The following is a 22248-nucleotide window of genomic DNA, read 5'->3' on the forward strand; positions in this document are numbered from 1 at the left end:
TCAGCGCGCGTGCCGCCTCCGCACCACGCTCACGCGGCCGCTGGCAGGCTGCGCCCGGACCCCACGACCGGAGCGCCGCATGCGACTGCACCCGTGCCTTCTTGCCGCCACCCTGATGACCCTGTGCGCCTGCAGCGCACAGCGCGACGACGCGGCCGCCACGCCGTCCCCCGCCGGGCAGCCCGACGCACCCGCACCGGTGGCGGCTGCGCCCGACCAGCCCGAACGCGATGTGCCGCCCGCCACGGCCGGCCAGGCCACCGGGTCGCTGCGTGTCGACGGGCCCGCGGAAGGCACGATCACCTTCGCCGGGTTCGGTCCGGCCGACTTCGGTGCGACCGCCGAAGCGGTGCGCCAGGCCTGGGGCGGCGACCTGGGCGATGCCCAGCCCTCCGAACCGGGGGGCTGCTACTACCTGATCCCGCAGCCGCTGGGCGCAGAAGGCTTCCGCACCGCCTTCATGATCGAGCGCGACCGCTTCGTGCGCATCGACGTGCGCGACGCGTCGGTCACCGCGCCCGGCGGGGCGAAAGTCGGCATGGATGGGGACGAGGTGCGCGCGCTGTACGCCGACCGGATCACCGAGCAGCCGCACAAGTACGATCCGGACGGGCGCGTGCTGCGCGTGACCGATGCCGGCGGCGGAGAGGCCGCGCTGGTGTTCGAACTCGACGGCCGGGGACGGGTCGACCAGTGGCGGATCGGGATGCCGCCGCAGGTGGACTACGTCGAGGGCTGTTCCTGACGCCCGTCGCGCATCCGGCTTAGAATCGCGCCACTTCGATGGACGGGGGCGTCGCGATGCTGGGTGCGCTGTTCTACTTCGTCGCCGGCATCGTGCTGCTGGCGCTCGGTGGCGACTCGCTGGTGAAGGCGGCCTCCGGGCTGGCGCGGCGCTTCGGGCTGTCGCCGTTCACCACCGGCCTGGTGCTGGTGGCCTTCGCGACCTCGATCCCGGAACTGGCGGTCAACCTGCGCGCGCTGTGGATCGGCGATGCGGCGCTGGCGCTCGGCAACGCCGTCGGCAGCAACATCGCGAACTTCGGCCTCACCCTCGGGGCGGCCGCGCTGTGCGCGCCGCTGCTGATCCGCTGGAAGGCGCTGCCGTCGCTGCTGGTGTGCCTGGTGGTGGCTACGTTGGCGACGATCCTGCTGGGCCAGGACGGGCGCCTGACCCGGCTGGACGGCGTGGTGCTGGTGGGCGCGTTCGTCGCCGTGCTCGGCTTCGCCTGGGCATTCGGCCGGCGCCAGCCGGAACTGCGCAGCCAGTTCGCCGGATTCGCCGAGACACGCACCGACCCGGTGCTCAACCTGGTGCGGCTGGCGATCGGGATCGCGCTGCTGTCCTTCGGCGCCAAGTGGGCGGTGCAGGGCGGGCTCGGGCTCGGCCAGGCGCTGGGGATGGAATCGCTGCTCACCGGCCTGCTGGTGGTGGCGATCGGCACCGCGCTGCCGGAGATGTCCGCGGCGATGGCCGCGGCCCGGCGCGGGCAGGGCGACATCGTCGCCGGACACGTGATCGGCTCGAGCCTGGTGAACCTGCTGCTGGTGGTCGGCGGCATGGCGCTGGTGCGCGACGTGCCCGTGCCGGCCTCGTTCCTGCGCTTCGAACTTCCGGCGGCGCTGGTGCTGGCGGCGCTGATGCTGCCGATGCTGCGCGGCGAGATGCGCATCAGCCGCGCCGAGGGCGCGGTACTGCTGCTGGCGTTCCTGGCCTGGGTCGCGGCGGAACTGCTGATGCTGTGAGCGGCGTCGCCGCGATCCGGCGGCGCGGACGATGCGCTGCTACCGGCGGGGCCCGCGGGCGTGCCCCTCGTGCTCGCGGGCGTGCTTCTCCGCGCGTTCGTCGACGTCGTCGCGGATATGGCCCTCCGGCTCGATCGGCAGGGACGGATCCTCGGGCCGCTTGTCCATCAGCGACAGCGCGGCGCGCGACATCATGTGCGCGGCCACCGGCGCGGTCAGGAACAGGAACACGGTGACCAGCAGTTCGCGCGGGTGCAGCCCCGACCCGTGCACCGCGTGATAGGAGATCGAGGCCGCCAGGATGCAGCCCACGCCCAGCGTGCTGGCCTTGGTGGGGCCGTGGATGCGATGGAAGAAGCGGGTCAGCTTGACCAGGGCGAAGCTGCCCAGGAACACGAAGAAGCAGCCCACCACCAGCAGGACCACGGTCAGCAGGTCGACCAGCCAGGTGATCATTCGACGATGTCCCGGCGCACCACGTACTTGCTCAGCACCACGGTGCCGAAGAAGCCGAGCATGGCGATGATCAGCGCGACCTCGAAGTAGATCTCCGTGTCGAGGTACATGCCGAACAGCACCAGCAGCGCGATCGTGCTCACGTACAGCGTGTCCAGCGCGAGGATGCGGTCCGGCGCGGTCGGCCCGCGGACCAGGCGCCACAGCGACAGCAGCATGGCGACGCCGACCACCATCAGCCCGCCGGCGATGAACAGGTCGACCTCGATCCCGATCATGGGAACACCTTCAGCATCGGCGCCTCGTAGCGACGCTTGATCTCGTCGATCATCGCCTGCGGGTCGTCGACGTCGAGGCAATGCACCAGCAGGTGGCGCCGGTCCTCGGAAAGTTCGGAGCTCAGCGTGCCGGGGGTGAGGGTGATGATGCTGGCCAGGGCCGAGATGCCGTGGATGTTGGTCAGGTCCAGCGGCACCCACACGAAACGCGAACGCAGCCGCGCCTCCGGGCCCAGCACCTGGCGCGCGACCGTGACGTTGGCGATCACGATGTCGACCATCAGCCGGCCCGCAAGCGGTACCAGGATCCAGACGTTGCCCAGGCGCGCGAACTCGCGTTCCAGCCGCGCGGCGATGTGCGGCATCAGCCACGCCAGCAGCGCGGCCATGAGCAGGGTGCCCGGGCGGTAGTCCTCGGCCATCAGCACCCAGAAGGCGAAGACGGTGAGGCTTTGCGGGATCGAGGGGAACAGGCGTCGTCTCATGGCGGGACTCGTATCAGGGTTGCCGCACGGCGGGCGTCGCCGCGCGGACTTCGCGCACATAGTCTTCGGGCGCCAGCAACTGGCGCGCGGTCATCTGGGTGTATTCCAGGATCGGCGCGGCGAACACCGTCATGGCCACGCCGTAGCCCAGCAGGACGAACGTGCCGAACAGCTCGCGCTTGCGCACCCGCGGCTTGCGTGGCGCAGGAGCGCCCGGCACCGGTACCGCGACCTGTTCGGCCTCGCTCGTGCGCCAGAACAGGCGCGTGCCGGTGCGGCTCAGGCCGATGAGCGCCAGCAGGCTGCCCGCCAGCACGGCGGCATACACCGCGCCGGTGTCCGCCGGCGGCACCGCGGCCAGCAGCAGGGCCTTGCCGATGAAGCCCGACAGCGGCGGCAGGCCGACGAGCGAGATGGCCGCGACCATGTACACCAGCCCCGTCAGGCGCGGCATCGGCGGCGCCTGCGGCAGCAGGCGGTCGCCGACTTCGCCGCGTTCGCGCTGCACCGCGTGCGCGATCATGAACATCGCCGCGCTGGCGAAGCAGCTGTGCGGCAGGTAATAGAGGCCGGCGGCGATGGTGCCGGGCTCGGCGAGCGCGAATGCCACGAACAGCGTGCCGGCCGACAGCAGCACGAGGTACGAGGCCGAGATCCGCAGCCGCAGCGCGCCGACCACCCCCAGGCCGCCCAGCAGCAGGGTCACCAGGCCGAACGCGAGCAGCATGCCGCGCCCGAATCCCGCCAGCGCACCCGCCTCGTCGCCCAGCATCAGCGTGGTGACGCGCAGCAGCGCGTACAGTCCGACCTTGGTCATGATGGTGAACAGCGCCGCGACCGCGGCCGGCGCGCGCGCATACGTCTCCGGCAGCCACAGGTACATCGGCAGCAGGGCGGCCTTGGCGCAGAACACCACCAGCAGCAGCCCCATCGCCGCCCGCACCAGCGCCGCGTCCTCCGCCGCGACCTCGCGGATGCGCACCGCCAGTTCGGCCATGTTGAGCGTGCCGAGGAGGCCGTAGATCAGGGCCAGCGCCACCAGGAACAGGGTGGAGGCGACGATGTTGAAGACCACGTAGTGCATGCCCGCCTTCATCCGTTCGCCGCGCCCGCCCGAGAGCAGCAGTCCGTAGGAGGCGATCAGCAGCACTTCGAAAAAGACGAACAGGTTGAACACGTCGCCGGTCAGGAACGCGCCGTTGAGGCCGGCCAGCTGGATCTGGAACAGGGCGTGGAAATGCAGCGCGCGCTTGTCCCAGCCCGCGCAGGCGTAGACCAGGCAGGGGATGGCGAGCAGACAGGTGGTGAGCACCATCAGCGCGCTGAGCCGGTCGAGCATCAGCACGATGCCGATGCGCGAGGGCCAGTCGCCGAGCAGGTAGACCTCGATCCCGCCGCCGGCGGCGCGCGCGAACAGGGCCAGCGACGCCGCCAGCAGCACGGCGAGCCCGATCGACGCGCCGATGCGCAGCACCCGCGTGCTGTGCCGGCGTTCGAGCAGCAGCAGGATGGCGCCGCACAGCAGCGGCACCAGGATCGGCGCGAGGACCAGGTGCTGCATCATGCCGGCGGCGGCGCGCTGTTGTCGGCCTGGCCGGGCTCGCGGCCGTCGACGTGGTCGCTGTGGAGGTCGGCATGGTTGCGCATCGCCACCACCACCACCACCGCGGTCATCGCGAACGCGATCACGATCGCGGTCAGCACCAGCGCCTGCGGCAGCGGGTCCGCGTAGTAGGCCGCGGTCGTCTCGACCCCGTAGCGCAGCACCGGCGGCTTGCCGACCGCCAGCCGCCCGGAGGAGAAGATCAGCAGGTTGGTCGCGTAGGACAGCAGGGTCAGGCCGAGGATCACGTCGAAGGTGCGCGCGCGCAGCAGCAGGTACACGCCCGCCGCCACCAGCACGCCGATCCCGCTGGCGATCGCGAATTCCATCAGTGTCCTCCTTCCTCGAGCAGTTGCCGGCGCCGCACCGTGCCCATGGTCGACAGCATCAGCAGCGCGCCGGCGAACACCACCACGTACACCCCGGTGTCGAACACGAGCGCGCTGGCCAGCGGCAGGTGTCCGATCAGCGGCAGGTCGAGGTCGACGTGGCCGCTGGTCAGGAACGGCAGGCCGAACACGAGCGAACCCAGGCCGCCGACGGTGGCGACGATCAGTCCGATCGCGATGCCGCGCAGGTAGTCGAACCCGAACGTCGCCTCCACCGCGCGCGCGCCCTGTACCACGTACTTGATCAGCACCGGCACCGCGATCGCCAGCCCGGCGATGAAACCGCCGCCGGGTGCGTTGTGGCCGCGCAGGAACAGGTAGATCGAGACCGTCAGCGCCAGGGGAAACAGCAGCTGGGTGAGGTCGGCGGGGATCGGCAGCTGCACCGGCGGGCCGGGCAGGACCTCGTCCGGACGCAGCCGTGCCCAGCGCAGCAGCGCGTGCACCACCAGCGCGGCGACCGCGAACACGGTGATCTCGCCGTAGGTGTCGAAGCCGCGGAAGTCGACCAGGATCACGTTGACCACGTTCGCTCCGTAGGCCTCGGGCAGCGAGCGGGCGAGCATCTCGCCCGAGATCGTCTGCTGCGGCGAGAGCATCATCGCGTAGGCCAGTCCGCCCACGCCGAGTCCCGCCACGATCGACAGCAGCCCGTCGCGCCAGCGGCGCAGCGGGGTGCGCGCCTGCTTCGACTGCTTGGGCAGGTAGTTCAGCGCCATCATCATCAGCGCGATGGTCACCATCTCGACCATCAGCTGGGTCAGCGCCAGGTCCGGCGCCGACAGCAGCGCGAACGTCAGGCTCACCAGCAGCCCGACCGCGCCGATCACGATCAGCGCCGTCAGCCGGCGTCCGTGCACCGCAACCGTGCCGAGGGTAGACGCCACCAGCACCGCCCACAGGATCCAGCCCAGCCAGGGCATCGACTGCGAACGCTCCAGGTCCGGCAGCAGGCGGTCGGGCGCGCCGAGGAACGGCATCGCGCCCACCACCAGCGTCACCACGATCATCCAGAACAGGCTGCGGCGGATTCCGCCGTCGGCCACGCGCTGGGTGAACCGGCCCGCGGCCATGAACAGCGCCTCGATGTTGACCTGGAACAGGTGCCGGCCCCAGGTACGCAGGATCGCGTCGTGGAGCGTGAACAGCCGCCGCAGCAGGAAGTAGAACGCCAGCCCGCCCAGCACGCCGCCGATGCTCATCGCCAGCGGCAGGTTCCAGCCGTGCCACACCGCGAGCGAGAACTCCGGCGCCGCGTCGCCCAGGGTCCCGGCGACCGCGGTCTTGAGCAGCGGCTCCACCGTCAACGCGGGCAGGATGCCGACCGCCAGGCACAGCACCACCAGCACCGCGACCGGGATCCGCATCCAGATCGGGGGTTCGTGCGGTTCCACCGGCAGTGCGCGCGGTCCGCGGCCGAGGAAGGCGTCGTGCACGAAGCGCAGGCTGTAGGCCACGCCGAACACGCCGTACAGCAGCGCGGCGATGCTGATCGCGATGCGGAAGGCGCGGTCGTCGCCGGCCTCCAGCGCTTCGGCGAAGAACATCTCCTTGGACAGGAAGCCGTTGAGCAGCGGGATCCCGGCCATCGCCAGCGAGGCCACGATCGCCAGCGCGGTGGTCCACGGCATGTAGCGACGCAGGTTGCCGAGCCGGCGCAGGTCGCGCGTGCCGCATTCGTGGTCGATGATGCCCGCAGCCATGAACAGCGAGGCCTTGAACGTGGCGTGGTTGAGGATGTGGAACACGCCGGCGACCACCGCCATCGGCGTCGACAGCCCGAACAGCAGGGTGATCAGGCCCAGGTGCGAGATCGTCGAATACGCCAGCAGGCCCTTGAGGTCGTGCTGGAAGATCGCGTACCAGGCGCCGACCAGCAGGGTGATCGCGCCGACCGTGGTGACTACGTAGAAGAACAGGTCGCTGCCCGCCAGCGCCGGATGCAGGCGCGCGAGCAGGAACACGCCGGCCTTCACCATCGTCGCCGAGTGCAGGTAGGCCGAGACCGGGGTGGGCGCGGCCATCGCCTGCGGCAGCCAGAAGTGCAGCGGGAACTGCGCGCTCTTGGTGAACACGCCGGCCAGCACCAGTGCCAGGATCGCCGGGTACTCGGCGCTGGCGCGGATCGCGTCGCCCGCGGCCAGCACCACGTCCAGCTCGTAGCTGCCGACCACGCGCCCGATCAGCAGCACGCCGCCCAGCAGCGCCAGGCCGCCCAGGCCGGTGATGGTCAGCGCCATGCGCGCGCCCTGGCGCGCGTCCTGGCGGTGGGTCCAGAAGCCGATCAGCAGGAACGAGCTGATGCTGGTCAGTTCCCAGAACACCACCAGCAGCAGCAGGTTGCCGGCCAGCACCACGCCCAGCATCGCGCCCATGAACAGCAGCAGGTACGAGAAGAAGCGCGACGAGCAGTCGTCCTCGCTCAGGTAGTAGCGCGCGTACATCACGATCAGCACGCCGATGCCCAGCACCAGCCCGGCGAACATCCACGCCAGCCCGTCCAGCCGCAGCGACAGCGCCAGCCCGGCCTCGGGAATCCACGGCAGGCTCGCGGCCGGCACCGCGCCGCCCATCACTGCCGGCGTGAACCACACCAGCACCCCCAGGCCCAGCAGCGGCGCGGCCGCAGCCAGCCAGGCGATGGTCCGTCGCGATGCGCCGCGGGCCAGCGCGATGGCCAGCGCCGCCACGAAGGGCAGGGCCAGGAGCAGGATCAGCATCGGGAATCCGGTGTGGGCGGGCCGGCGCGGCGCGCGAACGCCGTGCCGGCCCCCGAGTTTAGCCGACGCACCCGCATGCCGGTGCCCACGTTATGCTTTGGTCGATGACCGATCTGCCGGCCGCACCGTCCCGCGCCATGCCCGCGCGCTCCGATGGCGGCCGCCGCGCGCTGGTGTTCGGCGGCAGCGGCCAGATCGGCCGGCCGCTGCTGGCGCGGCTGCTGCATGCGGGCTGGAAGGTGCACGCGCTCTCGCGCGAGGCGCAGGAAGAGGGGCCGCCGGGCGTTCACTGGCTGCGCGGCGACCTCGCCACCGCGCGCGACCTGCCGCCGGACGTCGACGCGATCTTCAGCTGCGGCCCGCTGGATGCGTTCGCGCTGCGCTTCGCGCGCGGCGACCTGGCCGGCGCGCAGGTGGTGGCGTTCGGCTCCACCAGCGTCGCGGTGAAGCACGATTCGACCGACGCCGGCGAACGCGACATCGCCCGCCGCCTGCGCGAGGCCGAGGCGCGGCTGTTCGACGCCGCGTCCGCGCGCGGCATCGCGGCCACCGTGCTGCGGCCCACGCTGGTGTACGGCGCGGGCCGCGACGCCACGCTGACGCGGATCGCGCGGCTGGCGCAGCGGCTGCACGGGTTCGCGCTGCCGGCCGATGCCACCGGCCTGCGCCAGCCGGTGCATGTGGACGATCTTGCGGCGGTGGCGATGGCCTGCCTCGATGCGCCCGTCGCGGCCGGGCAGGCCTATGCCGTCCCCGGCGGCGAAACGCTCGCCTACCGGGAGATGGTGGCGCGGGTGCTGGCGTCGCTGCCGTCGCGGCCACGGCTGTGGACGCTGCCGCCGGCGCTGTTCCGGACGCTGCTGGCGCCGGCGCGCCTGGCGGGCGTCGCCGCGGGATTCAACGATGCCGCGCTCGCGCGCATGCGCGAGGACCTGGTGTTCGATGCCGCCCCGGCCGCGCGCGATCTCGGCTACGCGCCGCGCGCGTTCGCGCCCGACGCGGCGATGTTCACACCTCCGGCGTGACCTCGGCCACCGGCGGGCGCTTCTTCTGCAGCGTGCGGATCGCGATCACCAGTACTCCGCCCAGCACCATCGCGCCGCCGATCCACAGCGCAGGCCCCGGCCGGTCGCCCCAGAAGAAGATTCCCAGCAGCACCGCGAACACCGGCGTCATCAGCAGGTATGGCGTGACCTGCGCCACCGGATGGCGCTGCACCAGGCGGAAGAACAGCCCGTGCCCGAGCAGCGAGGCGAACACCGCCGCGTACAGCGCGCCGCCCCAGCCGATCCAGCTCGCCTCGCGCAGCGCCGCCAGCCCGCCGGGTTCGGCCACCAGGCTGATCAGAAGCAGCGGCAGCACGCTCAGCGCCGCGGTCCAGCCCTGCTGGTCGATCATGCCGACGCCGGTCATGCGTCGCATCAGCACGGTGCCGATGGCCACCATGGCGGACGACCCGAGCATCACGAACAGCGCCAGCGGGCGATCGAGCACCATCGGATCGAAGCCCAGCACCAGCACGCCGGCGAAGCTCAGCGCGATGCCCAGGCCCGTGCGCCAGGCGAAGCGCTCGCCCAGCCACCACCACGCCAGCAGCACCGCCATCGGCACGTAGGTCTGGGTCACGATCGCGGGCGAGGACAGGTTGCCGGCCAGCTTGAGCGCCAGGAAGCTGGTGCCGAAGTGCAGCACGCCGGTGAACATCGCGATCCCCGCCAGCCGCCACCACTGCGAACGCGGCGGCACGCGCATGAACGCCGCCAGCAGCGCCAGCACGATCGCCATGCGCAGCGCGCTGAACAGGAACGGCGGGATCTCCTGCAGCGCGTGCGCGGAGGTGAGGAAGTTGAACGCCCAGCACAGGCAGATCAGCAGCGCCAGCGCGAGGTCGCGCCCGCGCAGGCCCACGGTGGCGGTCAACGCCTCACCAGCGCAGGCCGAGCGTCCGGTACAGCTTCGACAGCACCCAGGCCGGGCCGATGAGCAGGTAGCGCAGGTCGGTGAAGAAGCTCGGCTTCCTGCCTTCGAACAACTTGCTGTGGCCGACGAACTGCGCGATCCAGGCCACCACGAACACGCCGACCGCCAGCCACAGCAGCCCGCGCGTGCCCAGCGTGCGCTCGATCCAGAAGGTCAGCCACAGCATCGCCACGAACACCGCCAGCATGCCGAACCCGATCACGCGCGAGGCGCGGAAATAGAACATCCACGCCGCGAAGCACGCCAGCCCGGCCCACAGCCCGCTGCGGAACCCGCTGTCGGCCGGCACCGGGATGCACCACAGCAGCGCGATCACGCTCCACAGGATCAGCGGCACCGCAAACACGTGGATCCACTGGTTGGCGTCGTTGCGGTGGTCGGCCGAGTAGCTGGCGAACCAGCGATCGATGGGGCGTTCGGACGGCGGGTCCTGGATCGCGTTCATGGCTTGCTCCAGACGGGGCCGGTGGCGCGCTCAGGATAGCGCAGCCGGGTACGGCGGGCCGCCGCGCCGCGCGCAGCGCGGGGGGCGCTCAGTCGACCGAGATCCCGGCCAGCCGCTGCAGCGCCTCGGCATAGCGCGCGCGGGTACGGTCGATCACTTCCGGCGGCAGGTGCGGGCCGGGCGGGGTCTTGTCCCAGTCCAGCGTCTCCAGGTAGTCGCGCACGATCTGCTTGTCGTAGCTCGGCGGGCTGGTGCCCACCTCGTATTCGTCCGCGGGCCAGTAGCGCGACGAGTCGGGCGTGAGCATCTCGTCCATCACGTACAGGCGGCCGTCGCCATCGGTGCCGAACTCGAACTTGGTGTCGGCCAGCAGGATGCCGCGCTCGGCCGCGAAGGCGGCGGCGTGCTTGTACAGGCGCAGGGTGGCGTCGCGCACCTGTTCGGCGAGGTCGGCGCCGGCCAGCTTCACCGCGGTGTCGAAATCGATGTTCTCGTCGTGGTCGCCGACGGCGGCCTTGGTCGAGGGGGTGAAGATCGGCTCGTCCAGCTGCTCGGCCTGGCGCAGGCCGTCGGGCAGGGCGATGCCGCTGACCCGGCCGGTGCGCTGGTAGTCCTTCCAGCCGCTGCCGATGATGTAGCCGCGCGCGATGGCCTCGATCGGCACCGGCCGCAGCTTCTTCGCCACCACCGCGCGGCGCGCGTACAGGGCCGGATCGACGCCCGCGGGCAGCACGCTGGCGACGTCGACGCCGGTGAGGTGGTTGGGCATCAGCGCCGCGGTCCGGTCGAACCAGAAGTTGCTGATCTGGCACAGCATCTCGCCCTTGCCCGGGATCGGGTCGGGCAGCACCACGTCGAAGGCGCTGAGCCGGTCCGTGGCCACCATCAGCAGCCGGTCGTTGCCGAGGTCGTACACGTCGCGGACCTTGCCGCGATGGCGCAGGGTCAGGCCGGGCAGGTCGGAGGACAGCAGCGTGGTCGCCAAGGAGGTGGCCTTCGGGCGGGCCGGCAAGTGTAGTGCCATTTGCCGCGGCGATGAACGGCCCGGCCGGCCGGGCGGCTACACTGTGCGGATGAACCGCTGGTACGGGAAATTGCTGGGTTTCATCGCCGGCTGGCTGCTGCTGCGGCATCCGGCCGGCGGGCTGATCGGCCTGATCATCGGGCATGCCTTCGATGCCGGCTGGATCGCGCCCGGGCGCGCCGCGCCCTATCGCGTGCTCGGCCTGACCGGCGACGCCAGCGACGCCGAGGTCGACCAGGCCTATCGGCGGCTGATGGCCCAGTACCACCCCGACAAGGTCGCGGGCGCGGCGCCCGAGCTGCGGGCGCAGGCCGAGAAGAAGGCGCGCGCGATCAACGCCGCCTACGACCGCATCCGCCGCCGCCGCGACGGCCGCCGCGGGTCCTGACCGGCCGCCTCGCGCGCCACCGGCAGCGACGTTTCCACTCCCACACCACCGGATCCATCGCCGATGCAAGCGCCCGTCATCGCCCCGTCCATCCTCTCCGCCGACTTCGCCCGGCTCGGCGAAGAGGTCGACCGCGTGCTGGCCGCCGGGGCGGACTGGGTGCATTTCGACGTGATGGACAACCATTACGTGCCCAACCTCACGATCGGCCCGCTGGTGTGCGAGGCGCTGCGGCGGCACGGCGTCACCGCGCCGATCGACGTGCACCTGATGGTCGAACCGGTCGATCGCCTGGTGCCCGATTTCGCGAAGGCCGGCGCCACCCTGATCAGCTTCCATCCCGAGGCCTCGCGCCACGTGCACCGCACGATCCAGCTGATCCGCGGCGAAGGCTGCCAGGCGGGCCTGGTGCTGAACCCGGCCACGCCGCTGGACGTGCTCGACCACGTGCTCGAGGACCTCGACCTGGTGCTGCTGATGTCGGTCAACCCCGGCTTCGGCGGGCAGGCCTTCATTCCCTCGGCGCTGGACAAGCTGCGCGGCGTGCGCGAACGCATCGACGCCACCGGCAGGCCGATCCGGCTCGAGATCGACGGCGGGGTCAAGCCCGACAACGTCGGCGCGATCGCCGCCGCCGGCGCGGACACGTTCGTGGCCGGGAGTGCGATCTTCGGCCAGCCCGACTATGCGCAGGTGATCTCCGCGATGCGGGCGGCGATCGACGCGGCCACGCGCTGAGCACCGCATCGCGCCTGCATCGGTCGCGCCGCCGCGGAGCGGGACGATGCGAAGGGCAGCGGGTGTCCGCGGGTGCGGCGGCGAGGATGCGTGTGGCGAGGATGCGTGCGGCGAGGAGCCGGGACCCGCCGTGCAGGCGCGCCGCTTTCCGGACCGACGGAATGCAAACGGAAGCGCGTCGCGCCGGTGGGGTGCAGGGGGCCGCTGCCGGCCACGCATCGCGGCGCGCAGGACGCTCGGGAGCCGTGTTCGCAGGGGAATGCGGATCAGGGCATGGACCGGCTCCGCCGCATCCTGGCGACGGATCCGCCTTGTCGCGGCGGATCCGTCGCCGGAAGACATGAGGGCAATCCCGCCCCCGCCCGTCGTCCCTGCTATGGCGTTCCATGCTGGGGACGCTCGATGACGCCGCGATGACGGTCGTGCGACGGTTCCATGGCCGCCCGGCGGCGCCCCCGCACCGGCGCTCCAGCGCGAGCGGAGTCGCGCCGGGCATCCATCACGGCCGCGTGAGGCCGGCGGCGCGCAGGCGTGCTACACATGCGCCCCGCACCGGCCTATCCCCATGCCCACTCCCCACTGGCGCCTGATCCTCAACGGCAAGTCCGCAGGCGACGATGACCTGCGCGAGGCGGTGGGGCGGCTGCGCGCCCGCGGCATCGCGGTGGAGGTGCGCGTGACCTGGGAAGACGGCGACGCCGCGCGCTACGTGGGCGAGGCGATCGCCGACGGCGCCGGCACGATCGTCGCCGCCGGCGGCGACGGCACCCTGAGCGAGGTCGCCACTGCGCTGGCCTCGCGCGACGAGGCGGCCGGCGCGCTGCCGGCGCTGGGGCTGGTGCCGCTGGGCACCGCCAACGACTTCGCGTCTGCGGCGGAGCTGCCCGAGGCGCCGGACGAGGCGCTCGACCTGATCGCCTCCACCCCTGCGCACGCGATCGACCTGCTGCGCCTGCAGGCGAAGGATCGCGTGCACTGGGCCGCCAACCTCGCCAGCGGCGGCTTCGGCACCCAGGTCACGGTGGAAACGCCCGAAGGCATGAAGAAGCTGCTCGGCGGCCTGGCCTACCTGCTCACCGGCCTGGCCAGGCTGGGGCGGATCGAACCGGTCGAGGCCACGCTCCGCGGTCCCGATTTCCAGTGGCGCGGCGGTTTCATCGCGCTCGGCATCGGCAACGGTCGCCAGGCCGGCGGGGGCCAGGCGCTGTGCCCCGATGCGCGCATCGACGACGGCCTGCTGGACGTCACCGTGATCCCGGAACTCTCGGGCGACGTCGCCGCCACGCTCGGCACCGTGCTCAGCGAGGGCAAGCTCGCCGCGCTCGAGCGCATCGCCACCCGCGCGCGCCTGCCCTGGCTGGAGATCGACGCTGCGCGTCCGCTGGCGCTCAACCTCGACGGCGAGCCGGTCGAGGCGACACGCTTCCGCATCGACTGCGTGCCGCGCCGGGTGCGCATGCACCTGCCGCGCGACTGTCCGTTGCTCGTGCAACCATCGCTGGCCGCCTGACGGTCGACCGGCCTCGGCGCACCGGAGGGGTCTCCGGCGTGCCAGGCGCGCGCCTGTAAAATCCGCCGCGAAGCCGTTACATTACGGCCATGGGCGCGTCCGCAATCCCGCATTTCCGTGCCGCCGGCGACAGCTGGCGATGGTGGCCCGCCGCCGCCGTCGCCATCGTCCGTCCGCTGTCCGAGGAAATGCCGCGTGTCCCCGCAAGACGAGTCTCCGCAAGCCGCGTTTGAGCGCCAGGCCGCCGAAGGCCACACCCGCATCCCGGTCGTGCGCGAGGTCCTGTCGGACCTCGACACGCCGCTGTCGGTCTACCTCAAGCTCGCCGACGGCCCGCACACCTACCTGTTCGAATCGGTCGAGGGCGGCGAGCGCTTCGGGCGCTATTCGATCATCGGCCTGCCGGCCACGCGCGTGTACGCCTTCCACGGCCACACGCTGACGGTCAGCGAGCACGGGGAGCTCATCCAGCGGCGCGAGGTGGACGATCCCTTCGCCGAGGTCGAGCGCCTGCGGGTCGAGCATTCGGTGCCGCGCGTGCAGGGACTGCCCGGCTTCACCGGCGGCCTCGTGGGCTGGTTCGGCTTCGAGTGCATCGAGTACATCGAACCGCGGCTGCGCGCCAACGCCAACCCCGACGAACTCGGCACGCCCGACATCCTGCTGATGCTCAGCGAGGACGTGGCCGTGTTCGACAACCTCAAGGGCCGGCTGTACCTGGTGGTGCACGCCGACCCGCGCGCGCCGCAGGCGTTCGCGCGCGCGAACCGGCGGCTCGACGCACTCGCGCACCGGCTGCGCCACGGTGGCGCCGGCTATCCCGAGACATTGCGCCCCGAAGCACTGGACGAGGCCCACTTCGAATCGGGCTTCACCCGCGAGGGCTTCCTCGCCGCGGTCGCGCGCGCCAAGGACTACATCGCCGCCGGGGATGCGTTCCAGGTGGTGTTGTCGCAGCGCATGAGCGTGCCGTTCAATGCCCGCCCGGTGGACGTGTACCGCGCGCTGCGGGCGATGAACCCGTCGCCGTACATGTATTTCCTCGACGTCGGCGGCACCCAGGTGGTGGGGTCGTCGCCGGAGATCCTGGTGCGGCTGCAGGGCGGCGAGGTCACCGTGCGTCCGATCGCCGGCACCCGCCCACGCGGCGACACGCACGAACGGGACCTGGCGCTGGAAGCGGAACTGCTGGCCGATCCGAAGGAGCGCGCCGAGCACCTGATGCTGATCGACCTCGGGCGCAACGACGTCGGCCATGTCTCCGAACCCGGCAGTGTCGCGGTCGGCGACAGCTTCGTGATCGAGCGCTACAGCCACGTCATGCACATCGTCAGCGAGGTGACCGGGCGGTTGAAGCCAGGACTGTCGTACGCCGACGTGCTGCGCGCCACGTTCCCGGCCGGCACCGTCAGCGGCGCGCCGAAGATCCGCGCGCTGGAGATCATCCGCGAGCTCGAACCGGTCAAGCGCAACGTCTACGCCGGCGCGATCGGCTACATCGGCTGGCACGGAGACGCCGACACCGCGATCGCCATCCGCACCGCGGTGATCCAGGACGGGCGCCTGCATGTGCAGGCCGGCGCCGGCATCGTCCACGACTCCGATCCGCAGACCGAGTGGGACGAAACCATGAACAAGGGCCGCGCGCTGTTCCGCGCCGTGGCGCAGGCGGCGAAGGGGTTGTGAAGCGTGTCGCCGGTTGACACACCATGGGCGCACGAGCGTATTCCGCTCCACGCTGGATCCGTGTTCTCCTCGTTGGAGGTGTTCGGCCGGGGAGAGCGCGGTGAGGGCTTGCGCGTGCTGCTGCTGCCGGCGGGCGAGCAGAGTGCCCCTTGCCTCGGCGATCCGGTCGAATGCGCGCTCCGCGTACTGTCCGGTCGGCTGCAACCGTGGCGGTTCGGCTATCTCCGTGGCGAGGTCGCACCCGGCTGGTATGCGGACCTGCCGGCGGATGCGTCCTCCCCAGAGCGTTCCGTGCTCGATGCGGCGTCCTGCTGGAGCGCGCAGGACCGGGCACCGCTGTTCCTCATGGGCTTCAGCAAGTCAGGGTTCGCGGCGCTCTCGATCCTGAGCCGGCATTGGCGCACCGGACTGTTCGCGGGCGCCGCTGCATGGGACGCGCCGCTCATGCTCTCCTCGCTGTCGAGGAAGAGCATGGTGCGCAGTTTTCGCACCGAGGCGGCTTTCGCCCGGCATCGGCTGGTCGATCGCGTCGGCGAGCTCGCGACGGCGGTGCGCACGGCAGGCGTGCGACTCGCGCTGGACGGCTTCGTCACGTGGGGCGTGCAGATGCGGGCCTTCGATCGGCTGTTGCGTGCCGAAGGCGTGCCGCGCTCCTATGCCGAACGACGCGCCGTCGCGCATGCGTGGGACCATGAGTGGATGGATCGCTGCGCGTCCGCCTTGGCGGCGCCCGTGGGCCCCGGGCACGCGAGCGGACAGTCGGAGCAGGTTCGATGAAGGTCTTGGTCCTCGCCAGTTCCCTGCGGACGGCCGGAAACTTCCAGCCGGTGATCGAGCGACTCCGCGCAAGGGGCGACACGGTCGAGCTGGCGTGGGTACCGTTGGGGGGCGCGCGGGGCGAAGACCCGTCGGTGCTCGGGTTCGGGCAGGTGTACCGGGCGCATATGCATGCGCGGACGGACAGCGGGCCGTTCTGGGACGGCATCGCTACCGTCATGGAAGGCAGCTGCGACCTTGTGCTTATGGACGACATGATCCACTGGCCGGCCCAGGAGCTGGCCGCCCGCGTGCGCCGGCTGACGGACGCTCCGCCGCTGGTGGCTTTCCAGCACGGGCTGCACCAGGCATGGAACCTGATGAACCGGGAGTTCCTGGCCGACTTCTTCTTGTGTTTCGGCCGCCGGCACGTGATGAACTTCGAGCAGGCGCACTGGTCGCGCGTGCTGCCGGTCGGGCTGCCCAAGCTCGACGTGCTCCAGCCGGTGGCGCCAGGCGGCTGCGAGATCCTGTTCGTGGCGCAGTCCGCGCCGGATGCGTCGATCATCGGCCCGCTGCTGGCCGACCTCGAGCAGGCGACCGGCTTGCGGGTGAGGATCCGCGCGCATCCCGGGCACGTCGGCCGCTACGCTTCGCTGCAATCCAGGTTCGAGTGCGCCGACCCATCGGAGCCGATCGAGGAACAGATCCGGCGCGCGGCCTGGATGCTGACGACGCACAGCAGCGCCGTGCTCGAGGCCATGCGGCTGGGCATCGATGCCGTGGTCCTGCCGTCGTTCGGACTGACCGATTTCACCTTTTATCCTGGGATTGCGGTGGATTTCCGCGCCGACAAGGTCCTGCACGCGCTGGGCGTGCTCCGACGGGACGGGGCTGCACGCCAAAGATTCATGGACGAGCACTGTTGTGGAATGCGGCGCGACGCGACCGCGCGTGCCTTGGTGGCGATCGACGCGATCGTGGCGGGCGCTCGCGACGGCAACGGGGAAGCGCGACGTGCGCTGGTCGCGTCGATGGGCCGCGACCATCCTTTAAACGGGCTGTCGGAGGCGATACCTGCATGAAGGTGCTCTTCGTCAACGACACCTCGGATTTTCACTGCGGCTCCTGGGCGGCGTGCCAGGTCATGACTAGCGCGATCAGAGCGCGTGGGCACGAGATCGTCGTGGAACGAACGCGCGCTGAGCTGGACCTGGAGGGACTCGAGGCCTGCGACGCGGTGGTGGTGAACGGCGAGGGGACGCTGCACGGCGACAGCCCACGGTCGCTACGCATCCTCGACCTGCTGCGCCTGGCGCAGGAGCGCGGTATGGGCACCGCGCTTTGCAACGCGTCATGGTTCGCGATGGGCAACGCGCATGACGACGTTCTCGCGCGGCTCGACCGGCTGGAAGTGCGTGAATCGCTAAGTCGGGAGGTGCTGCAGGACCGGCATGGGGTCGAGCCGGTACTCACGCTGGATGCGAGCTACTTCCATCCCGCGCGCGTGGTGGCCGGACGCGAGGCCCCTGCCCGGATCCGCATGACGGATCTCTACTGGCCCGCTGCGCGCGGCTTCGCGCGACCGACCGGCGGGCCGCTGGCTAGATTTCCTTTCATCGCCATGGATCAGCTCGACTGGCAGACGATGCTCGACCAGACCGGCGCCAGCGAGGTGCTTCTGACGGGACGCCACCACGGGGTGTACGCCGCCTGTCGCGCGAGGACGCCGTTCGTGGCGCTGTCGGGCAACACACCCAAGATCGAAGGACTTGTGGCGTGGTCTGGCCTGGAACTGCCCGTGACCGGGGATGTCGGCGCACTGGGCGGATTGCTCGCCGGCGTCCGCCGCTACCGCGCCGCGTTCGACGTCCTGTTCGACTGGATGGAGTCGCAACCACCGTGGTCGAGTCCTTTCTGATACAGGAAAATTTGCATGCTGTTGATGATCGACAACTACGACAGCTTCACCTGGAACCTCGTGCAGTACCTGCAGGCGCTGGGGGCCGAGGTGCGCGTGGTGCGCAACGACGAGCTGTCGGTCGCGGAGATCGAGCGGCTGGCGCCGGAGCGCATCGTGATCTCGCCCGGGCCGTGCACGCCGAACGAGGCCGGCGTGTCGGTCGAGGTGGTGCAGGCGCTGGGGGCGCGGATCCCGATCCTGGGCGTGTGCCTGGGCCACCAGGGCATCGGCCAGGCCTACGGCGGCCGGGTGGTGCGCGCGGGCCGGATCATGCACGGCAAGACCTCGCCCATCCGCCACCGCGGGCAGGGCGTGTTCGCAGGCCTGCCCGACGCCTACGAGGCCACGCGCTACCACTCGCTGGTGGTCGAGCGCGACTCGCTGCCGGAGGCGCTCGAGGTCACCGCGTGGACCGAACACGAGGGCGGCGCGTTCGAGGAGATCATGGGCCTGCGCCACCGCGAGCATCCGGTGCAGGGCGTGCAGTTCCATCCCGAATCGATCCTCACCGAGCACGGCCACGCGCTGCTGAAGAACTTTCTCGAGGGGCGATGAGCGGTCCGGACGCGCGGGCGCGTTGCCCCGGCGTCCAGTGCCGCCGCATCGCCCGCCATGTTCCGACGGCCGGGTCGGCCGGCTCCCGCATGATCCCGGTCGTCCGCTTCGCACGTTGCCATCGTGTCGTTCCAGGAACCACGAACCACGCGCCACCGATCCCCTTGTCCCACTCCCGATACCCGGCTCCAGCATGACCATCACCCCGCACGAAGCCCTGCAGCGCACTATCGAGCACCGCGAGATCTTCCACGACGAGATGATCTCGCTGATGCGCCAGATCATGCGTGGCGAGGTGTCGCCGGTGATGACCGCCGCGATCCTCACCGGGCTGCGGGTGAAGAAGGAAACGGTGGACGAGATCGCGGCCGCGGCGCGGGTGATGCGCGAGCTCTCGCGCACCGTGGACGTGCCCGATCGCCGCCACCTGGTCGACATCGTCGGTACCGGCGGCGACGGCTCGCACACGTTCAACATTTCCACCGCCAGCATGTTCGTCGCCGCGGCCGCGGGCGCGCGCGTGGCCAAGCACGGCAACCGCAGCGTGTCGTCCAAGTCCGGCAGCGCCGACGCGCTCGAGGCGCTGGGCGCGTCGATCGAACTGCAGCCCGACCAGGTGGCCCGCAGCATCGACGAGACCGGCGTTGGCTTCATGTTCGCGCCGATCCACCATCCGGCGATGAAGGCGGTGGCGCCGGTGCGGCGCGAGATGGGCGTGCGCACCATATTCAACATCCTCGGGCCGCTGACCAATCCCGCCGCCGCGCCCTCGGTGCTGATGGGCGTGTTCCATCCCGACCTGGTCGGCATCCAGGTGCGCGTGCTGCAGGAACTGGGCACCGAACGCGCGATGGTGGTGTGGGGCCGCGACGGCATGGACGAGATTTCGCTCGGCGCCGCGACCCTGGTGGGCGAGCTGCGCGACGGCGTGGTACGCGAGTACGAAGTGCACCCCGAGGACTTCGGCATCGCCATGGCCGCCAGCCGCAACCTGCGGGTCGAGGATCCGGCCGGGTCGAAGGCGATGCTGCTGGGTGCCCTGCGTGGCGAGGCCGGGCTGCCGCTGGAGATCGTCGCGCTCAACGCAGGCGCGGCGCTGTACGTTGCGGGCGTGGCGGAATCGATCGCCGACGGCATCGCCCGGGCGCGCGAGGCGGTGGCGTCGGGCGCGGCCATGGCCCGGCTGGAGGCGTTCGTCGTGTGCACCCGGCGGCTCGCCGCGGATGCGGGCTGACCGGGTCGGGCGCGTTTGCGACAATCCATCGGCGCCGGCACCCGCCGGCCGAGGACCTTCCATGCATCCGAGCGCCTTCGCCCGGCTTCCCAGACCGCCGTACTACGCCGTGATCTTCAGTGCCCAGCGCACGGACGTCGACGACGGCTACGGCGAGACGGCCGCGCGGATGGTCGAGCTGGCCGCGCAGCAGCCCGGCTTCCTGGGCGTCGAGTCGACCCGCGGCGAGGACGGCTTCGGCATCACCGTCGCGTACTGGGAGAGCGAGGAGGCGATCCTCGCCTGGCGCCAGCACGCCGAGCACGCCGCTGCACGCGAGCGCGGTCGCGCCGAGTGGTACCGCCACTTCGAACTGCGCATCGCGAAGGTGGAGCGCGCCTACGGCTGGGACCGGGACCAGTCCCGGGGCGGCGGAGCCGTGTGACCTGCGGCATCGTGTGCACGGCAGGCCGGCCCGCGCCGGCGACGTCTTGCCGCGGCGGAGCCCGCCGCGAGCGGGCCCGCGCCGGCTCGCGCGCGCGCGCGCGTCCTGCGATCATGCGCGCAGCGAGCGCGCGCCGGCTCCCGGCCGCGACGCAAGGACCGGAACAGGAGTTGCTGTCGTGAACCATCTGCTGCGCCCATCGCTGCCGCGTCGGGACGACATCCTGCAGCGCATCCTGGCGCGCAAGGCGGAGGAGGTGGCCGCGCGGGTCGCATCGGTGCCGCTGCCCGAGATGCGCGCGCGGGCGCTCGAGATGCCGCCGGTGCGCGGGTTCGCCGCGGCCATCGAGGCGAGGATCGCCGCCGGCGCGCCCGCGGTGATCGCCGAGGTCAAGAAGGCCAGTCCGTCGAAGGGCGTGATCCGTCCGGTGTTCCATCCGGCCGAGATCGCGCGCAGCTACGCGGCCGGCGGCGCGGCCTGCCTGTCGGTGCTGACCGATGTCGACTTCTTCCAGGGCCACGACGATTTCCTGCAGCAGGCGCGGGCGGCCTGCGCGCTGCCCGTGCTGCGCAAGGACTTCACGATCGATCCCTACCAGGTGCACGAGGCGCGCGCGCTGGGCGCGGACTGCATCCTGCTGATCGTCGCCGCGCTGTCGGACGGCCAGCTGGCCGAGCTCGCCGGGACCGCGATGCAGCTCGGCCTGGACGTGCTGGTGGAAGTGCACGACATCGACGAGCTCGAGCGCGCCATCCAGGTTCCCGCGCCGCTGCTGGGGATCAACAACCGCAGCCTGCGCACGTTCGAGGTCTCGCTCGACACCACGCTGTCGCTGCGCGAGGCGGTGCCGCGCGACCGCCGGCTGGTCACCGAGAGCGGCGTGCACGGACCGGACGACGTGGCGCGCCTGCGCGCGGCCGGCATCGAGGCCTTCCTGGTGGGCGAGGCCTTCATGCGCGAGCCCGACCCCGGCGCCGCACTGCAGCGGCTGTTCTTCCCGGCATGAGCGCGGCGCAGGCATCAGACGCCGCCGTGCCGGCGGTCGTGTTCGACTTCGACCACACCCTGTACGACGGCGATTCGGGCAGCCACCTGTTCGCCTGGCTGATCCGGCGGAGCGCCTGGCGCACGGCGCTGGCGCTGCTGGCCACGCCGGTGCTGGGGCCGATGGTCGCCTTCCTGCCGACCCGGCGCCGCGGCATCTCCGGCTACGTGTGGATCGGCACGGTCGGCATGCGCGGGCCGCGCACGCTGGACGCGGCCATCGACCGCTACGTGGCCGGCCACGATGCGCAGATCCGCGAACGCCTGCTGCCGATGGCCCTGGAGGTGCTGCACCGCCATCGCGAGGCCGGCGACCGGGTGGTGATCGCCACCGGCGCGCCGCCGGAGCTGGCGCGCGCGATCCTGGCCTTCGTCGCGCACGAGGCGGTGCCGGTGATCGGGACCCAGGTGGGCCCGCGACTGGGCGCGATCGTGGCCGTACGCCATTGCCACGCCGAGGAGAAGATGCGCATGCTGCGCGAGCGCGGCTACGGCGAGATCGCGATCGCCTACACCGACTCCAGCGCCGACCTGCCGCTTCTCAAGGCCGCGCGCGCGCCGGTGGTCGTCAACCCCAAGCACGGCAACGTGGCCCTGTTCGAGCGCACCCTGCCGGCGGGCACCCCGATCCTCAACTGGGGCTGTGCCGGCCGCGGCGGCACGCCCGCCTAGCGTTCGCGCGGACGGCGCCGGGGCCCGTCCCGCGATCCACGCGCCGGCGATGCGCGGACGGTCGAAGCGGGACACGGCGCGGCTGCCGGGCAGGCGTCGTCCGACCGAGAAACCGTCCTGAGGCAGTGTGAGGCTCACCCGGCGCGTGGGTG

General features: G+C 71.4%; 24 protein-coding genes. 15 read left to right on the forward strand and 9 right to left on the reverse strand.

Annotated features, from left to right (window positions below; all coding sequences use genetic code 11):
• Nucleotides 1–79: 79 nt before the first annotated feature.
• Both QFW80_RS14760 and QFW80_RS14765 read left to right on the forward strand, forming a co-directional pair.
• A complete protein-coding gene (locus QFW80_RS14760; protein WP_280602738.1) occupies nucleotides 80–745 on the forward strand; it encodes a hypothetical protein in 666 nt (221 codons plus the stop codon).
• A gap of 56 nt (nucleotides 746–801) precedes the next feature.
• Complete coding sequence (locus tag QFW80_RS14765; RefSeq protein ID WP_280603072.1) at nucleotides 802–1746, forward strand: sodium:calcium antiporter; 945 nt, start codon at nucleotides 802–804, stop codon at nucleotides 1744–1746.
• A gap of 39 nt (nucleotides 1747–1785) precedes the next feature.
• Here QFW80_RS14765 and QFW80_RS14770 read toward each other — a convergent pair whose 3' ends face one another.
• Genes QFW80_RS14770 through QFW80_RS14795 form a run of 6 tightly spaced genes read right to left on the reverse strand, consistent with a single transcriptional unit; the run spans nucleotide 1786 to nucleotide 7677 of the window.
• The gene (locus QFW80_RS14770; protein WP_425603597.1) at nucleotides 1786–2199 is read right to left on the reverse strand and encodes a Na+/H+ antiporter subunit G; all 414 of its coding nucleotides are present in this window, start codon (nucleotides 2197–2199) and stop codon (nucleotides 1786–1788) included.
• Nucleotides 2199–2480 (reverse strand): K+/H+ antiporter subunit F, encoded by a 282-nt coding sequence (locus QFW80_RS14775; protein WP_280602740.1) that lies wholly within the window; start codon nucleotides 2478–2480, stop codon nucleotides 2199–2201. Before QFW80_RS14775 ends, QFW80_RS14770 begins: the two co-directional genes overlap by 1 nt.
• The gene (locus QFW80_RS14780) at nucleotides 2477–2965 is read right to left on the reverse strand and encodes a Na+/H+ antiporter subunit E (RefSeq protein WP_280602741.1); all 489 of its coding nucleotides are present in this window, start codon (nucleotides 2963–2965) and stop codon (nucleotides 2477–2479) included. Before QFW80_RS14780 ends, QFW80_RS14775 begins: the two co-directional genes overlap by 4 nt.
• Nucleotides 2966–2978: 13 nt before the next feature.
• The gene (locus QFW80_RS14785) at nucleotides 2979–4526 is read right to left on the reverse strand and encodes a monovalent cation/H+ antiporter subunit D (RefSeq protein ID WP_280602742.1); all 1548 of its coding nucleotides are present in this window, start codon (nucleotides 4524–4526) and stop codon (nucleotides 2979–2981) included.
• Nucleotides 4526–4897 (reverse strand): Na+/H+ antiporter subunit C, encoded by a 372-nt coding sequence (locus QFW80_RS14790; RefSeq protein WP_280602743.1) that lies wholly within the window; start codon nucleotides 4895–4897, stop codon nucleotides 4526–4528. The genes QFW80_RS14785 and QFW80_RS14790 overlap by 1 nt, the downstream gene beginning before the upstream one ends.
• On the reverse strand, nucleotides 4897–7677 hold the full coding sequence (locus tag QFW80_RS14795) for a monovalent cation/H+ antiporter subunit A (protein WP_280602744.1): 2781 nt from the start codon (nucleotides 7675–7677) through the stop codon (nucleotides 4897–4899). The genes QFW80_RS14790 and QFW80_RS14795 overlap by 1 nt, the downstream gene beginning before the upstream one ends.
• Before the next feature lie 104 nt (nucleotides 7678–7781).
• Here QFW80_RS14795 and QFW80_RS14800 point away from each other — a divergent pair, with 104 nt between their 5' ends.
• Nucleotides 7782–8702 (forward strand): NAD-dependent epimerase/dehydratase family protein, encoded by a 921-nt coding sequence (locus QFW80_RS14800; protein ID WP_280602745.1) that lies wholly within the window; start codon nucleotides 7782–7784, stop codon nucleotides 8700–8702.
• On the opposite strand, the gene QFW80_RS14805 is transcribed toward QFW80_RS14800, so the two are convergent.
• From QFW80_RS14805 to QFW80_RS14815, 3 genes are all read right to left on the reverse strand, one after another.
• On the reverse strand, nucleotides 8686–9597 hold the full coding sequence (locus tag QFW80_RS14805; protein ID WP_280602746.1) for a DMT family transporter: 912 nt from the start codon (nucleotides 9595–9597) through the stop codon (nucleotides 8686–8688). The genes QFW80_RS14800 and QFW80_RS14805 overlap by 17 nt on opposite strands.
• Before the next feature lie 4 nt (nucleotides 9598–9601).
• Nucleotides 9602–10102: an Mpo1 family 2-hydroxy fatty acid dioxygenase gene (locus QFW80_RS14810; RefSeq protein ID WP_280602747.1), complete on the reverse strand. Its 501-nt coding sequence runs from the start codon at nucleotides 10100–10102 to the stop codon at nucleotides 9602–9604.
• A gap of 88 nt (nucleotides 10103–10190) precedes the next feature.
• Nucleotides 10191–11087 (reverse strand): phosphoribosylaminoimidazolesuccinocarboxamide synthase, encoded by an 897-nt coding sequence (locus QFW80_RS14815; RefSeq protein WP_280602748.1) that lies wholly within the window; start codon nucleotides 11085–11087, stop codon nucleotides 10191–10193.
• Between the two features lie 88 nt (nucleotides 11088–11175).
• Here QFW80_RS14815 and QFW80_RS14820 point away from each other — a divergent pair, with 88 nt between their 5' ends.
• The 12 genes from QFW80_RS14820 (at nucleotide 11176) to QFW80_RS14875 (ending at nucleotide 22096) form a co-directional block, all read left to right on the forward strand.
• A complete protein-coding gene (locus QFW80_RS14820) occupies nucleotides 11176–11514 on the forward strand; it encodes a J domain-containing protein (RefSeq protein ID WP_280603073.1) in 339 nt (112 codons plus the stop codon).
• 63 nt (nucleotides 11515–11577) lie between these two features.
• Nucleotides 11578–12252 carry a ribulose-phosphate 3-epimerase gene (rpe, locus tag QFW80_RS14825; RefSeq protein WP_280602749.1) on the forward strand — a complete coding sequence of 225 codons (675 nt, stop codon included), beginning with the start codon at nucleotides 11578–11580 and terminating at the stop codon, nucleotides 12250–12252.
• Nucleotides 12253–12817: 565 nt separating this feature from the next.
• A complete protein-coding gene (gene yegS / locus QFW80_RS14830) occupies nucleotides 12818–13762 on the forward strand; it encodes a lipid kinase YegS (RefSeq protein WP_280602750.1) in 945 nt (314 codons plus the stop codon).
• A gap of 195 nt (nucleotides 13763–13957) precedes the next feature.
• Entirely contained in the window at nucleotides 13958–15448 is a 1491-nt protein-coding gene (trpE, locus tag QFW80_RS14835) for an anthranilate synthase component I (protein WP_280602751.1), read from the forward strand.
• A gap of 60 nt (nucleotides 15449–15508) precedes the next feature.
• Entirely contained in the window at nucleotides 15509–16225 is a 717-nt protein-coding gene (locus QFW80_RS14840; protein ID WP_280602752.1) for a hypothetical protein, read from the forward strand.
• Between the two features lie 5 nt (nucleotides 16226–16230).
• The gene (locus QFW80_RS14845; protein ID WP_280602753.1) at nucleotides 16231–17289 is read left to right on the forward strand and encodes a hypothetical protein; all 1059 of its coding nucleotides are present in this window, start codon (nucleotides 16231–16233) and stop codon (nucleotides 17287–17289) included.
• On the forward strand, nucleotides 17286–18125 hold the full coding sequence (locus QFW80_RS14850; RefSeq protein ID WP_280602754.1) for a polysaccharide pyruvyl transferase family protein: 840 nt from the start codon (nucleotides 17286–17288) through the stop codon (nucleotides 18123–18125). Before QFW80_RS14845 ends, QFW80_RS14850 begins: the two co-directional genes overlap by 4 nt.
• A 15-nt stretch (nucleotides 18126–18140) precedes the next feature.
• On the forward strand, nucleotides 18141–18722 hold the full coding sequence (locus tag QFW80_RS14855; RefSeq protein ID WP_280602755.1) for an anthranilate synthase component II: 582 nt from the start codon (nucleotides 18141–18143) through the stop codon (nucleotides 18720–18722).
• 193 nt (nucleotides 18723–18915) lie between these two features.
• Nucleotides 18916–19956: an anthranilate phosphoribosyltransferase gene (trpD, locus tag QFW80_RS14860; protein ID WP_280602756.1), complete on the forward strand. Its 1041-nt coding sequence runs from the start codon at nucleotides 18916–18918 to the stop codon at nucleotides 19954–19956.
• A 61-nt stretch (nucleotides 19957–20017) separates the two neighbouring features.
• Nucleotides 20018–20380, forward strand: a complete 363-nt coding sequence (locus QFW80_RS14865; protein ID WP_280602757.1) for an antibiotic biosynthesis monooxygenase family protein — start codon at nucleotides 20018–20020, stop codon at nucleotides 20378–20380.
• Nucleotides 20381–20558: 178 nt separating this feature from the next.
• Complete coding sequence (gene trpC, locus QFW80_RS14870; RefSeq protein WP_280602758.1) at nucleotides 20559–21386, forward strand: indole-3-glycerol phosphate synthase TrpC; 828 nt, start codon at nucleotides 20559–20561, stop codon at nucleotides 21384–21386.
• The gene (locus QFW80_RS14875; protein ID WP_280602759.1) at nucleotides 21383–22096 is read left to right on the forward strand and encodes a haloacid dehalogenase-like hydrolase; all 714 of its coding nucleotides are present in this window, start codon (nucleotides 21383–21385) and stop codon (nucleotides 22094–22096) included. Before trpC ends, QFW80_RS14875 begins: the two co-directional genes overlap by 4 nt.
• The last annotated feature ends 152 nt before the right edge of the window (nucleotides 22097–22248 follow it).

It is taken from the genome of Luteimonas rhizosphaericola, from assembly GCF_029888045.1.
Lineage (GTDB): Bacteria > Pseudomonadota > Gammaproteobacteria > Xanthomonadales > Xanthomonadaceae > Luteimonas > Luteimonas rhizosphaericola.

Excerpts from the sequence above, each read along its gene's own strand:
- QFW80_RS14760 (WP_280602738.1), top strand. The coding sequence starts at position 80 with ATGCGACTGCACCCGTGCCTTCTTGCCGCCACCCTGATGACCCTGTGC.
- QFW80_RS14765 (WP_280603072.1), top strand. The coding sequence starts at position 802 with ATGCTGGGTGCGCTGTTCTACTTCGTCGCCGGCATCGTGCTGCTGGCG.
- QFW80_RS14775 (WP_280602740.1), bottom strand. The coding sequence starts at position 2,480 with ATGATCGGGATCGAGGTCGACCTGTTCATCGCCGGCGGGCTGATGGTG.
- QFW80_RS14780 (WP_280602741.1), bottom strand. The coding sequence starts at position 2,965 with ATGAGACGACGCCTGTTCCCCTCGATCCCGCAAAGCCTCACCGTCTTC.
- QFW80_RS14785 (WP_280602742.1), bottom strand. The coding sequence starts at position 4,526 with ATGCAGCACCTGGTCCTCGCGCCGATCCTGGTGCCGCTGCTGTGCGGC.
- QFW80_RS14790 (WP_280602743.1), bottom strand. The coding sequence starts at position 4,897 with ATGGAATTCGCGATCGCCAGCGGGATCGGCGTGCTGGTGGCGGCGGGC.
- QFW80_RS14795 (WP_280602744.1), bottom strand. The coding sequence starts at position 7,677 with ATGCTGATCCTGCTCCTGGCCCTGCCCTTCGTGGCGGCGCTGGCCATC.
- QFW80_RS14800 (WP_280602745.1), top strand. The coding sequence starts at position 7,782 with ATGACCGATCTGCCGGCCGCACCGTCCCGCGCCATGCCCGCGCGCTCC.
- QFW80_RS14810 (WP_280602747.1), bottom strand. The coding sequence starts at position 10,102 with ATGAACGCGATCCAGGACCCGCCGTCCGAACGCCCCATCGATCGCTGG.
- QFW80_RS14820 (WP_280603073.1), top strand. The coding sequence starts at position 11,176 with ATGAACCGCTGGTACGGGAAATTGCTGGGTTTCATCGCCGGCTGGCTG.
- rpe (WP_280602749.1), top strand. The coding sequence starts at position 11,578 with ATGCAAGCGCCCGTCATCGCCCCGTCCATCCTCTCCGCCGACTTCGCC.
- yegS (WP_280602750.1), top strand. The coding sequence starts at position 12,818 with ATGCCCACTCCCCACTGGCGCCTGATCCTCAACGGCAAGTCCGCAGGC.
- QFW80_RS14850 (WP_280602754.1), top strand. The coding sequence starts at position 17,286 with ATGAAGGTGCTCTTCGTCAACGACACCTCGGATTTTCACTGCGGCTCC.
- QFW80_RS14855 (WP_280602755.1), top strand. The coding sequence starts at position 18,141 with ATGCTGTTGATGATCGACAACTACGACAGCTTCACCTGGAACCTCGTG.
- trpD (WP_280602756.1), top strand. The coding sequence starts at position 18,916 with ATGACCATCACCCCGCACGAAGCCCTGCAGCGCACTATCGAGCACCGC.
- QFW80_RS14865 (WP_280602757.1), top strand. The coding sequence starts at position 20,018 with ATGCATCCGAGCGCCTTCGCCCGGCTTCCCAGACCGCCGTACTACGCC.
- QFW80_RS14875 (WP_280602759.1), top strand. The coding sequence starts at position 21,383 with ATGAGCGCGGCGCAGGCATCAGACGCCGCCGTGCCGGCGGTCGTGTTC.